At 57.5% G+C, this 12,353-nt stretch carries 9 protein-coding genes and 2 riboswitches; of the genes, 4 read left to right on the forward strand and 5 right to left on the reverse strand.

The features are described 5' to 3' along the window. Positions 1-112: 112 nt before the first annotated feature. The gene (gene metH, locus AUC61_RS17465) at positions 113-3,820 is read right to left on the reverse strand and encodes a methionine synthase (RefSeq protein ID WP_243247446.1); all 3,708 of its coding nucleotides are present in this window, start codon (positions 3,818-3,820) and stop codon (positions 113-115) included. A 165-nt stretch (positions 3,821-3,985) separates the two neighbouring features. Here metH and AUC61_RS17470 point away from each other — a divergent pair, with 165 nt between their 5' ends. The 3 genes from AUC61_RS17470 to nfuA all read left to right on the forward strand — a co-directional run bounded on the left by AUC61_RS17470 (position 3,986) and on the right by nfuA (position 8,258). Beyond that, entirely contained in the window at positions 3,986-6,289 is a 2,304-nt protein-coding gene (locus tag AUC61_RS17470) for a fatty acid cis/trans isomerase (RefSeq protein WP_243247447.1), read from the forward strand. 279 nt (positions 6,290-6,568) lie between these two features. After that, complete coding sequence (locus AUC61_RS17475; RefSeq protein ID WP_340163301.1) at positions 6,569-7,594, forward strand: acyltransferase family protein; 1,026 nt, start codon at positions 6,569-6,571, stop codon at positions 7,592-7,594. A 70-nt stretch (positions 7,595-7,664) separates the two neighbouring features. Beyond that, on the forward strand, positions 7,665-8,258 hold the full coding sequence (nfuA, locus tag AUC61_RS17480; protein ID WP_243247449.1) for a Fe-S biogenesis protein NfuA: 594 nt from the start codon (positions 7,665-7,667) through the stop codon (positions 8,256-8,258). Positions 8,259-8,456: 198 nt separating this feature from the next. Here the strand turns inward: nfuA and cobM are convergent, their stop codons facing one another. From cobM to AUC61_RS17500, 4 genes are read right to left on the reverse strand one after another with little or no spacing between them, the layout of a single operon-like run. Continuing rightward, positions 8,457-9,203, reverse strand: coding sequence for a precorrin-4 C(11)-methyltransferase (cobM, locus tag AUC61_RS17485; protein WP_243247450.1), 747 nt, complete (start codon positions 9,201-9,203; stop codon positions 8,457-8,459). A gap of 33 nt (positions 9,204-9,236) precedes the next feature. Then, positions 9,237-9,662: a cobalamin biosynthesis protein gene (locus AUC61_RS17490; protein WP_243247451.1), complete on the reverse strand. Its 426-nt coding sequence runs from the start codon at positions 9,660-9,662 to the stop codon at positions 9,237-9,239. Beyond that, positions 9,646-10,356, reverse strand: a complete 711-nt coding sequence (locus tag AUC61_RS17495) for a CbtA family protein (RefSeq protein WP_243247452.1) — start codon at positions 10,354-10,356, stop codon at positions 9,646-9,648. The genes AUC61_RS17490 and AUC61_RS17495 overlap by 17 nt, the downstream gene beginning before the upstream one ends. A gap of 11 nt (positions 10,357-10,367) precedes the next feature. Continuing rightward, positions 10,368-10,553, reverse strand: a complete 186-nt coding sequence (locus AUC61_RS17500) for a CbtB domain-containing protein (protein ID WP_243247453.1) — start codon at positions 10,551-10,553, stop codon at positions 10,368-10,370. Between the two features lie 98 nt (positions 10,554-10,651). Further along, a riboswitch (cobalamin riboswitch) is annotated at positions 10,652-10,878 on the reverse strand. Positions 10,879-10,935: 57 nt separating this feature from the next. Then, a riboswitch (cobalamin riboswitch) is annotated at positions 10,936-11,161 on the forward strand. Positions 11,162-11,286: 125 nt separating this feature from the next. Between AUC61_RS17500 and cobW the strand changes: the two genes are divergently transcribed. After that, positions 11,287-12,351, forward strand: a complete 1,065-nt coding sequence (gene cobW, locus AUC61_RS17505; RefSeq protein WP_243247454.1) for a cobalamin biosynthesis protein CobW — start codon at positions 11,287-11,289, stop codon at positions 12,349-12,351. Positions 12,352-12,353: the final 2 nt, after the last annotated feature.

A 12,353-nucleotide genomic window follows, 5' to 3' on the forward strand; every position in this document is an offset into this window, starting at 1 on the left:
CCGAGCTTGCTCGCGATGAACGATGACACGGTGGCCCTGAAGAACCAGGGCGACCGCATCGCGAGCAAGCTCGGGCTCCTACAGGAGGAAACCTCCAATATAGAGCAGCAGCTTACTCGTCATACCCCAGATTCGGCGCCAGCCAGCGCTCGGTCACATTCAAGTCCTGACCTTTACGCGCGGTGTAACTTTCCACCTGATCCTTGTCGACCTTGCCCACGGCGAAGTATTGCGCCTGTGGGTGGGCGAAGTACCAGCCGCTGACCGCCGCCGCCGGGAACATGGCGTAATGTTCGGTGAGGAACACGCCGCTTTTGCCTGGTTTGCCGTCCGGCATCGGGTCCAGCAGTTCGAACAGCGTGCCTTTCTCGGTGTGATCCGGGCAGGCTGGATAGCCGGGAGCAGGGCGGATACCCGCGTATTGCTCTTTGATCAGCGCGTCATTGTCCAGTTGCTCATCCTTGGCATAGCCCCAGTGCTCTTTACGCACTTGTTGGTGCAGCCACTCGGCACAGGCTTCCGCGAGGCGGTCGGCCAAGGCTTTGACCATAATCGCGTTGTAGTCGTCGCCCGCGTCCTGATAAGCCTTGGAAACCTCTTCGGCGCCGATACCAGCGGTAGTAATGAAGCCGCCGATATAGTCAGTGACGCCGCTGTCTTTAGGTGCAACAAAGTCAGCCAGCGAGAAGTTTGGTTTGCCATCGGTCTTGATGATCTGCTGACGCAGGTGATGCAGCTTCGCCAGCGGCAGGCCATCGTCGCCGTAGACTTCCAGATCGTCGTCATTCACCTGATTGGCAGGCCAGAAACCAAACACGGCGCGGGCGCTGATCAGTTTTTCATCAATCAACTTGCGCAGCAGTTGCTGAGCATCGGCAAACAGTGACGTCGCCGCTTCGCCAACTACTTCGTCAGTGAGAATGCGCGGATATTTGCCGGCCAGATCCCAGGAAATAAAGAACGGCGTCCAGTCGATGTATTCGGCAAGCACGTCCAGATCGATGTTTTCCAGCACCTTGGCGCCCGTAAACGTCGGTTTCACCGGGTTGTAGGTCGCCCAGTCAAACTGCGGTTTCTTGGCAACCGCAGCGCCGTAGCTCAGGCGCTCGGTGCGAGCGCTGCGAGCCGAAGTACGTTCGCGGACTTCGATGTATTCAAGACGGGTCTTCTCGATGAACGCCGGTTTCAGTTCCTTGGACAGCAACTGTGTGGCCACGCCCACTGCGCGCGAGGCGTCTGTCACGTAAATCACTGCATCGTTGCTGTACTTGGGTTCGATCTTCACCGCCGTGTGCGCTTTGGAGGTGGTCGCGCCGCCGATCATCAGTGGCAGATGAAAGTCCTGGCGCTGCATTTCCCGGGCTACGTGGACCATTTCATCCAGCGACGGAGTAATCAGGCCAGATAGGCCGATGATGTCGCACTTTTGTTCTTTAGCGACTTGCAGGATCTTCTCTGCAGGCACCATCACACCGAGGTCGACAATGTCATAGCCATTGCAACCCAGCACCACACCCACAATGTTTTTACCGATATCGTGCACGTCGCCCTTGACCGTAGCCATGAGGATCTTGCCCTTGGCTTCTGGCTTGTCACCTTTTTCCAGTTCGATGAACGGGATCAGGTGGGCAACGGCCTGCTTCATTACGCGAGCGGACTTGACCACTTGCGGGAGGAACATTTTGCCCGAGCCGAACAGGTCGCCGACGATGTTCATGCCGGACATCAGCGGGCCTTCGATCACTTCGATCGGGCGGGCGAATGACTGACGGGACTCTTCGGTGTCTTCAACGATGTGCGTGGTAATACCCTTGACCAGCGCATGTTCCAGGCGCTTGTTCACCGGCCAGCCGCGCCATTCTTCGGTTTCCGCTTCTTTGACGCTGCCGTCGCCCTTAAACTTGTCAGCAATCGCCAGCAACGCATCGGTGCCGTCAGCTGTGCGGTTAAGTACTACGTCTTCCACACAGTCACGCAACTCGGCCGGTATCTGGTCGTAGATCTCCAGCTGCCCGGCGTTGACGATGCCCATGCTCAGGCCGTTACGGATCGCGTACAGCAAGAACACCGAGTGAATCGCTTCCCGCACCGGGTTATTGCCGCGGAACGAGAACGAAACATTGGACACACCGCCCGACGTCAGCGCGTAAGGCAGTTCGTCGCGGATGTAGGCACAGGCGTTAATGAAGTCGACTGCATAGTTGTTGTGCTCTTCGATGCCGGTGGCAATGGCGAAGATGTTCGGGTCGAAAATGATGTCTTCCGGCGGGAAGCCGACCTCATTGACCAGAATGTCGTAGGAGCGTTTGCAGATTTCTTTTTTGCGCGCTTCGGTGTCGGCCTGGCCGTCTTCGTCGAACGCCATCACCACAACTGCGGCGCCGTAACGCTTGCAGAGTTTTGCGTGATGGATGAACTGCTCGACGCCTTCTTTCATGCTGATCGAGTTGACGATGCCCTTGCCCTGAATGCACTTGAGGCCCGCTTCAATCACTTCCCACTTGGAGGAGTCGATCATGATAGGCACCCGGGAGATATCCGGCTCGCCTGCGATCAGGTTGAGGAAGGTCACCATGGCCTTCTTCGAGTCCAGCATCCCTTCGTCCATGTTGATGTCGATCACTTGGGCACCGGCTTCGACCTGTTGCAGGGCGACTTCCAGGGCTTCGGTGTAGTTATCTTCACGGATCAGACGGGCAAAGCGGGCGGAACCGGTGATGTTGGTTCGCTCGCCGACGTTGACGAACAGCGAGTTGCGATCAATGGTGAACGGCTCAAGGCCGGACAGGCGACAGGCTTTCGGGATGTCCGGAATTTGCCGTGGGGCATAACCGGCGACTGCCTCAGCGATTGCCTTGATGTGGCCCGGCGTCGTGCCGCAGCAGCCACCGACGATGTTCAGGAAGCCGCTTTGGGCGAACTCCTCGATGATTTTTGCGGTCTGGCTCGGCAGTTCGTCGTATTCGCCAAACTCGTTCGGCAAGCCCGCGTTAGGGTGCGCGGAGACGTAAGTGCTGGCCTTGTTCGACAGCTCTTGCAGGTACGGGCGCAGATCGCTGGCACCCAGCGCGCAGTTCAAGCCCACCGAGATCGGCTTGGCATGGCTGACCGAGTTCCAGAACGCTTCAGTGGTCTGGCCGGAGAGGGTGCGGCCGGAGGCGTCGGTGATGGTCCCGGAAATCATGATCGGCAATTCAAAACCGATCTCTTCGAAGACGCCCTGCACGGCAAAGATCGCCGCCTTGGCATTGAGGGTGTCGAAAATGGTTTCGATCAGGATCAGGTCTGCGCCGCCTTCAATCAGACCGCGAGTCGCTTCCGTGTAGTTTTCTACCAGCTCATCGAACGTCACGTTGCGATAGCCGGGGTTGTTCACGTCTGGCGACAGTGAGCAGGTACGGCTGGTCGGGCCGAGAACACCGGCGACGAAGCGCGGCTTGTCAGGGGTTTCCAGCGTCTTGGCGTCAGCGACTTTGCGAGCCAGTCGAGCACCTTCCACGTTCAGCTCGTAGACGATTTCTTCCATGCCGTAATCAGCCTGGGAAACCTGTGTGGCGTTGAAGGTGTTGGTTTCGAGAATGTCAGCGCCAGCGTCCAGATAAGCTTTCTCGATGGCGCCGATCACGTCCGGGCGCGTCAGCACCAGCAGATCGTTGTTGCCCTTGACGTCACTTGGCCAATCGGCAAAGCGCTTGCCGCGATAGTCTTCTTCCTCAAGGCGATAGCTCTGGATCATGGTGCCCATGCCGCCGTCGAGGATCAGGATCCTCTGCTGGAGAGCTTGCTGGAGAGCATGAAGACGGGCGCTGCGATCAGACATAGGGCTACCTGGAAAAGATCGATACAGAAAGGTCGAAATGATAGCAAACCCGAACGGTTTTAGTGTTGATAACACTTTGGTATGAATATCGCTCATGTTGGTGTGCGATATCCTCTGTAGAATTGCTGCGTTTTTTCTCCTCTTAGAATCTTTTGGACGCTGGATATGCCGTATCGCTTTGTTGTAAGCATCGCAGTGTTGTCGATGTGCGGCATGTTCCAGGCTCAGGCGGGCGATCAGCCTGTGCAGCCGAATATTTCCTATGTACGGGATATCCAGCCGATCCTTACCGAAAAGTGCGTGGCCTGCCATGCCTGTAACGACGCGCCGTGCCAGCTGAATCTCGGTGCTGGGGAGGGCGTCGCCCGTGGGGCCAGCAAAATCCCGGTGTATGAAGGGGATCGCAGTGTCGCGCAGGCACCCACTCGTTTATTTATCGATGCCAGCGGGCCGAAAGCCTGGGAGAGCAAGGGTTTTTATTCAGTGCTCGACGCTCAGGGCAGTCAGGCCGCGCTGATGAGCAGAATGCTGGACCTGGGGCGTAACGCGCCACTGGAGCCCAATGCGAAGATTCCACCTGAGATCGCACTGGGGCTCAATCGCGAGAATCTTTGCGCTCAACCCGGTGAGTTCAATGCTTACGCTCAGGCGCATCCCAAGGAAGGCATGCCGCTGGCTGTCGCCGGGCTTACCGACGCTGAGTATCAGACCTTGCAACGCTGGTTCGCAGCGGGCGCGCCTACGGACGACAAGGCGCTGAATCCGTCTATCAGCGAAATATCACAGATTGCCGAGTGGGAAGCGTTACTCAACCAGCGTGGGTCTACTCAAGCGCTGGTGGGCCGGTGGCTGTACGAGCATTTATTCCTCGCGCACATCTACTTTGTTGGTGGTGAGCCAGGGCACTTCTTTCACTGGGTGCGCTCGCGTACGCCGAGCGGTCAGCCGATCGACGTGATAGCAACGCGCAGGCCGAACGACGATCCGGGCAGTGATTTTTACTACCGCCTTGAGCAAGTCAAAGGCGTGATCGTCCACAAGACTCATATCACCTATGCGCTCGGTCCGCAGAAGATGGCGCGGGTCAAGCAGCTGTTCTACGGCAACCAGTGGCATGTCGATTCACTGCCCGGCTATGGGCCGGGTCGTCGGGCCAATCCGTTTGAAACCTTTGAAGCCATTCCCGCAGTAGCCCGCTATCAATTCATGCTGGATAACGCCGAGTACTTCGTCCGCACGTTCATTCGCGGACCGGTGTGCCGCGGCCAGATCGCCACTGATGTGATTCGTGACCAGTTCTGGGTGATGTTTCAGGAGCCCGCTTTTGATCGCTACGTCGTCGATGCCCGATATCGCGGTCTGGCAACGCCGCTGCTTGCAATGCCGGGGCAAAACGATGACGTGGGCAGTGTGCTGAGTTTATGGCGCAGCTATCGCGACAAGCGCAACGAATATGAAGACCTGCGCCGCGACAGCTATGCCCACACGCCGCCACCGGGCTGGGCAACGTTGTGGGCAGGTAACGATAATGCGCTGCTGACGGTCTTTCGGCATTTTGACAGTGCATCGGTGAATAAAGGCCTGATAGGAGAGGTACCCCAGACCCTTTGGCTATTTGACTATCCGCTGCTGGAACGCACGTATTACCAGTTGGCAGTGAATTTTGACGTTTACGGTAACTTGTCGCATCAGGTTCAGACACGCTTGTATTTTGATCTGATCCGTAATGGCGCCGAGGTTAACTTCCTGCGCCTGATGCCCGCAGACAAACGCGATGATCTGTTGAACGACTGGTATCGCAACGGCGGCAAAGTCAAGATGTGGCTGGATTATCAGAGCATCGACAATGACACGCCGAGCGGCATGAAGCTGGATGAAAAGGATCCGAAACGTGATTTCGCCCTGAAGCTGGTGGAGCGCGCCGGTACGCTGAATGCAGCCCCGGATCCGATCAATCGCTGTTCGGGTGCTTACTGTTCACGAGTCGGTATCAGTAACAGTTTTGCTCAGGTTGAGCAGTCGCTGAGCCATCTGACGGCGCGGCCTGCAGCGGGCCTGAAGGTGATCGATTATTTGCCCGAGGCGACCATGCTGCGTATCGAGGACGGCACGGGCAAGCGAATGATGTACAGCATGCTGCGTAACCGCGCGCATACGAATGTCGCGTTTTTACTGGGTGAGTCTTATCGCTACGATCCGGGGCTGGATACGCTGACTATTTATCCTGGGGTATTGGCGAGTTACCCGAACTTCATGTTCAACGTGTCTGCCAATGAGGTGCCCGAGTTCGTTCAGATGATGCAGCAGGCCAGGCATCAGCCAGAGTTTGAGAAGATTGTCGAACGTTGGGGTGTGCGGCGCAGCAATCCGCAGTTCTGGACGTACTTCCATGACCTGACCCGGTACATTCAGGAAACCGATCCTGTTGAGGCGGGGGTGATGGATATGAATCGGTATGAAAATCTGTAGGAAGACCTTGGTTTTGTATTGACCCTATCGCGAGCAAGCTCGGCTCCCACATGAGACTGTATTCTCCTGTAGGAGCCGAGCTTGCTCGCGATCGGAATCGACCTCTTACCCGCCGCACACCACGCGCCACATGGCCTGCGGCCATCTACCGCTGACCGGAAAAGTCATTTTTTCATGACCTTTTGTGAACTCTCACGGTCCGACCCCGTGAGTGTCCTTGGGCCTGCCGTTGTTCTCGCAGCCCTGGATTGTTGTTCAAAAGGTGCCATGAGGTTCGTGATGTTGATTTCGGTTCAAGCCCTGCGGGCACTCGCCGCGTGGGTCGTAGTGTGTCACCACTTTATGCAGATTTTTTTCAACTTTAACGCCAGTGGCCCTGTTGGCGACTTCTTCGTGACGAAGGGTGCTGTAGGCGTTGATATCTTTTTCGTGATCAGCGGTCTGGTGATTTTCCTGTCCACGCAGAACAGCGAAATGCCCGCCAGACGATTCATGCTGAACCGCATTATCCGCATTGTTCCTGCCTACTGGTTCTATACCGCAGCGATGGGCTTGTTGCTGGTGTTCGCGGCGCCATTGCTGCCGCATCAGGTCATCAACTGGCAGACGTTCATGCTGTCGCTGTTTTTCATCCCGGCGGAGAACCCGGGTGGTTATGGGCTGTACCCCACCTTGAATGTGGGCTGGACTCTTAACTACGAAATGTTTTTCTATCTGCTGTTTTCCACGGTATTCCTGTTCAAACAGCGGCATCGGCCGTTGATCGTCGCAGCCGCATTGTTTGCGGTCTGTGAAGTGCTGGCGCGCTCGGGGCTGATCAGCCGGTTTTATGGCAACGACATCATCTATGAGTTCTTGCTTGGCATCGGCATCGGCATCATTTACCGCCGGGGCTGGATCAAGGAGGGTTTCTGGTTGCCGTTACTGGGGATCGCTACGGGGCTGGTCGTTATCTATCACTTGGGCGCCGATCAGGATCGCCTGCTTAACTGGGGGCTTCCAAGTGCGCTGATAGTATTGTCGTGCATTGCCATGGAACCGGTTTTCCGGGGCAACAAGTTGCTCAAAGTGTTGGGCGATTGTTCTTATTCGGTTTATCTGTTGCACGTTCTGGTTCTATATGGCGGCTGGCTCGCCTCGCAGCATTACAACCTCAACCCTTATCTGGTCTTCGCGATTTGTGTGCCGGTCATCGCGCTGGGTGCATGGATCAGTTACGAGTGGCTGGAGAAGGGCCTGTATCGTCGCATGAAGGGCTGGCTGGACGAGCGACGGGCCAGAAATGCTTCTCAGGCGCTTTCCTGACAAAAATACTAGGACTTTGTACGAAGCCGGGGATTGGCGTAAACTGCCAGCACGTCTGCGAGGAATTTTCATGACCGCTATTACAATTACCGATGCTGCCCACGATTACCTGGCCGATCTGCTGGAAAAGCAGAATACCCCGGGCATTGGCATCCGCGTGTTTATTACCCAGCCTGGCACCCAGTACGCTGAAACCTGCATTGCCTACTGCAAGCCCGGCGAAGAGAAACCAGAAGACAAGGCCATTGGCCTGAAAAGCTTCACCGCCTGGATTGATGGTTTCAGCGAAGCATTTCTGGATGATGCCGTTGTCGATTACGCGACTGACCGCATGGGCGGCCAACTGACGATCAAGGCACCCAACGCAAAAGTGCCGACGGTCAGTGCGGACAGTCCGATCAATGACCGTATCAACTATTACCTGCAAACCGAGATCAACCCGGGGCTGGCCAGCCATGGCGGTCAGGTCACCCTGATCGATGTGGTTGAAGAGCAGGAGCAACATATTGCAGTGTTGCAGTTTGGCGGTGGTTGCCAGGGTTGCGGTCAGGCTGACGTGACGCTGAAAGAAGGCATCGAGCGCACCCTGCTTGAGCGCATTCCCGAGCTGAATGGCGTACGTGATGTGACTGACCACACGCAGAAAGAAAACGCTTACTACTAAGCTGTTTGCTGCTCCGTGTTAAAAAGCCCCGACGTGTTCGGGGTTTTTTGTGTGATCTGGATACCTGAGCATCCCGCGCTTATAAGCTGGAATGCTCATCCTCTGTGGGAGCTGGGCTTGCCCGCGATGAGGTTGATTAACTTTAGATCGCGCCACCCTCATCGCGGGCAAGTCCGGCTCCCACAGTAAATTGTGCTTTTACTGCCTGAACAAATGCGCATGCCCTGCGCGGTACAGGGATGACTCGCTGAATGCATCGCTGGATAACACACGGCCGACCAAGATCAGTGCTGTCCGGCGAAATCCCTTCTCCGCAACTTTAGCTTCGATATCCGCCAGAGTGCCTGTGACCCAGTCCTGATCGGGCCAGCTGGCGCGATGAACTACGGCAATCGGGCATTCCGGACCGTAATGCGGCGTCAGTTCGGCGACGATTTTTGGCAGATTATTGACCCCCAGATGAACCGCCATGGTCGCCTGGTGACGCGCCAGGTCGGCCAGGGCTTCACCTTTCGGCATCGACGTCTTGTCCGCATAACGGGTCAGGATCACCGTTTGGGAAATATCCGGCAGGGTCAGTTCGGACTCCAGCAGCGCAGCGCAGGCCGCGGTGGCCGTCACGCCCGGGATGATCTCGAATGGAATACCCAGCTCGCGCAAGTGGCGGATCTGCTCACCGATCGCGCCGTACAGGCTCGGGTCGCCAGAGTGTACGCGAGCCACATCCTGGCCTTGTTCATGAGCAGATTTCATCAAGGCGACGATTTGTTCCAGGTGTAACTCGGCACTGTTACTCACCTGAACCGCCTGATGGCCTTCCAGAACGGCGGCAGGCACCAGTGAGCCCGCGTAGATGATCACTGGACAGGTGCGGATCAGTCGCTGGCCTTTGACTGTGATCAGCTCAGGATCGCCGGGGCCTGCGCCGATGAAAAAGACCGTCATGGAGACTCCAGGTCAAAGGGTAGAAAAGGTGGATTATCCGCTAACCGGTTGGGCAATGGCCAAGGCAAAAGTGGCTTGCGGGGTTTTCTGGCGAGTGATGAGCAATTCGGCCGGACCGGATTGGCTCGCCGATGCCAAGGCGGCACTTTCTGCTACTCCATAACAACCGGTGTGCTCGAAAGCGATCTGTGATCGATGACTGAGCTGTGACTCATGGACGCTCAGTTGAGTGGCCGTGAAGAAGTGCAGAGGTAAATCAAGCTGCTTCGCCAGCTCCAGCAGGCCGGGTTCGCGGCTCTTCAGATCAATAGAGGCGAGGGCGCTGATGGCTTCGATGCGCAGGTTCTGACGTTCAAGGCTGCGTTCGATCAGTTCCAGCAATGCGCCTGTAGAACAGCCGCGCTGGCAACCAAGGCCGACCACCAGGGTCGGCCTTATCTGATCAGACGGCCTGATCAAGAGCGGGGTTGTTGCGACGGAAAAGCCAGGTGCTGATCAGGCCCAGCGCCACCCAGAACAGCGCATTGGTCAGCAGCGAGGCAATCACGAATTGCGATTCCAGCGCCTCTGGAGCAAGGCTCTCGTGGACTTCGGGCTGGGGAGCGCCAATCACGTGAGGTACGACCAGAATCGCCACGCCCAAGGCTTTCAGCAGCCAACTGCGGGAAAAGACGATCAACGCCAGGGCGACAGCAGTGGAGGCCGCCGTGCCAATCCACCATAGTTGCCGCTGGTTAAGGTCCGCTGCGGCAGTACCCGGCAGCTCGGGTGGCAGGCCCAAGGTCGGGGCGAGGGTAAACACCGCAAAACCCGCGAGCCCCCAGAACACGCCTTGGGACGTCTTGCCCGGTGCCTTCAAGGTGTACAGGGCGGCCAGCATCAAAGCGAAACCTACCGCAACCACCAGATTGCCGCCGGTGGTAGAAACAATTCGCTGCCAGCCGTCTTCCGGCGACCAGGCTTCTTCGTCATGACTATGTCCGGCCGGTGCGGCTTCACCGTGGGCGTGTTCATGAACCTGCTCGGCCAGCGAGTTCTCGTAGGTTTCGGCCTGCAGAATCAACGGAGTGATCCAGAAGCTTTGCAGCAGGGTCAGCAGCAGGGCGGCGAGCAAGCCGGTGAATCCTGCCGTTTGAGCAATTCGCTTGAACATGGCGTCAGGTCTCAGTGGCAGGGGAAGGCAGCGCTGTGGCGAGTATCGTGAGCGGCGTTGTGTACCGCTTCGATGTGCGAGAAACCCGCGAAGTAAACCAGGCAGGCCCCGAGGATTGCTGCGCTGATCGCGGCGGTCAGGCGCTGGCTCTGGGTGGCTGTACTGCTGGCGGAATGGCTGGTTGTACTGATCGACATGGCGCTTCCCTCTTGTATGTCGGCAAGCAGGCATGCGCAGCAAGATCCCGCTGACGATCGTCAGGGGAGTGCAACTGCGCCCGCCCACCGCGGGTTCGTTATTGATTTCATGTCGGGCCGGTCTCCGGGCTTGCAAGGGGCTGTAGGGCTATGCGCCGCTCAACCTGCAAGAATCGCCTTCCCATGCCGTTACCTGCACAGTGGATCTGATTCTTCACTTGCTTACCGTTGCGGGGGCAGCGCCGGACTTGCACAAGCCCTAAGGCTTGAACGCACCGGTTTCCCGTTTCACCCCGTGAGGGGCACCCGTAACAAGGCGTGTAGGAGAGCATGCGCCAGCGTGGAACGTCAATCAGTTGATTGACCTGCCCGCGGTCACTGCGTAGCCTTGCGGGTTCGAGGTTCTCCCGCTGGATCCGGCATGGGTTCACAGGGAGCTAAGACGGGAACGCGGTCGATGCCGCGGCTGCCCCCGCAACTGTAAGCGGTCATGATTTACTGCACAGCCATTGCATAGCCACTGCTTCACGCGGGAAGGCGCAATGACTGCCCGGATATCTTCGGGGTGCGCCGCAAGCCAGGAGACCTGCCTCGATTCGGGCCTTGAGCCCGACGAATTCTCACTACAACCGGGCGGGGTGATCCGGTGGCGAATCGTATCCCTGTGGTTACATACTTGTGACCACACAGGTTTTTCGTCCTGCTTGCCCGCCGTATTGCCAAAGGGCATCCGATGAAAACACTGGCCAAACTTCCCGTCACTATCGTTACCGGCTTTCTCGGCTCTGGTAAAACCACCTTGCTGCGCCACATGCTCGATAACGCCGAGGGGCGACGCATTGCCGTGATCGTCAATGAATTCGGCGAGCTGGGTATCGATGGCGAAATCCTCAAGCAATGCACCATTGGCTGTACCGAAGAAGAAGCGACCGGCCGTGTCTATGAGCTGGCCAATGGTTGCTTGTGCTGCACCGTTCAGGAGGAGTTTTTCCCGGTGATGCGCGAACTGGTTGCGCGCCGCGGCGATCTGGACCACATCCTCATCGAAACATCCGGCCTTGCTCTGCCAAAACCGCTCGTACAAGCCTTCCAGTGGCCCGAAATCCGTAATGCCTGCACGGTCGATGCGGTCATCACCGTGGTAGACAGTCCGGCAGTACTGGCAGGCACCTTCGCCGCATTCCCTGATCAGGTAGACGCTCAGCGCAAGCTGGACCCGAACCTCGATCACGAGTCGCCGTTGCACGAACTGTTCGCTGATCAACTGGCCAGCGCCGATCTGGTAATCCTCAACAAAGCCGACATGATCGACGCCGCAGGTCTGGCATCGGTGCGTGCCGAGGTTTCCGAAGAGCTACCGCCAGCGGTCAAGGTGATCGAAGCGAGCAGCGGTCGTCTGCCGATCAATGTCCTGTTGGGGCTGGGGGCCGAATCGGAGCAGCACATCGATGGTCGCAAGACCCATCACGATCACCACGAGGGCGATGATCATGATGACCACGATCACGACGCGTTCGATTCCATCTCGATCAAGTTGCCGCAAGCTGACGAAAGCCTGCTGCTCGACGCATTGACCCAACTGGTGGTGCAACACGGGATTCTGCGCGTCAAGGGTTTCGCGGCGATTCCAGGCAAACCGATGCGTTTATTGATTCAGGGCGTCGGTACGCGTTTCGACAAGCACTTCGACCGTGCCTGGGGCGCAGACGAAGAGCGCGCGACCCAATTGGTCCTGATTGGTCAGAAGCTTGATGCTGCTGCACTCGAAGCTCAACTGCGCGCTGCGCTTGCGGGTTGATG

Source organism: Pseudomonas maioricensis (assembly GCF_022790535.1).
GTDB classification, from domain to species: Bacteria; Pseudomonadota; Gammaproteobacteria; order Pseudomonadales; family Pseudomonadaceae; genus Aquipseudomonas; species Aquipseudomonas maioricensis.

What these genes read in the sequence shown, in the direction of transcription:
- AUC61_RS17470 (WP_243247447.1), top strand. Translation starts at nt 3,986, where the DNA reads ATGCCGTATCGCTTTGTTGTAAGCATCGCAGTGTTGTCGATGTGCGGC.
- cobW (WP_243247454.1), top strand. Translation starts at nt 11,287, where the DNA reads ATGAAAACACTGGCCAAACTTCCCGTCACTATCGTTACCGGCTTTCTC.
- AUC61_RS17495 (WP_243247452.1), bottom strand. Translation starts at nt 10,356, where the DNA reads ATGTTCAAGCGAATTGCTCAAACGGCAGGATTCACCGGCTTGCTCGCC.
- nfuA (WP_243247449.1), top strand. Translation starts at nt 7,665, where the DNA reads ATGACCGCTATTACAATTACCGATGCTGCCCACGATTACCTGGCCGAT.
- cobM (WP_243247450.1), bottom strand. Translation starts at nt 9,203, where the DNA reads ATGACGGTCTTTTTCATCGGCGCAGGCCCCGGCGATCCTGAGCTGATC.
- AUC61_RS17475 (WP_340163301.1), top strand. Translation starts at nt 6,569, where the DNA reads ATGTTGATTTCGGTTCAAGCCCTGCGGGCACTCGCCGCGTGGGTCGTA.
- metH (WP_243247446.1), bottom strand. Translation starts at nt 3,820, where the DNA reads ATGTCTGATCGCAGCGCCCGTCTTCATGCTCTCCAGCAAGCTCTCCAG.
- AUC61_RS17500 (WP_243247453.1), bottom strand. Translation starts at nt 10,553, where the DNA reads ATGTCGATCAGTACAACCAGCCATTCCGCCAGCAGTACAGCCACCCAG.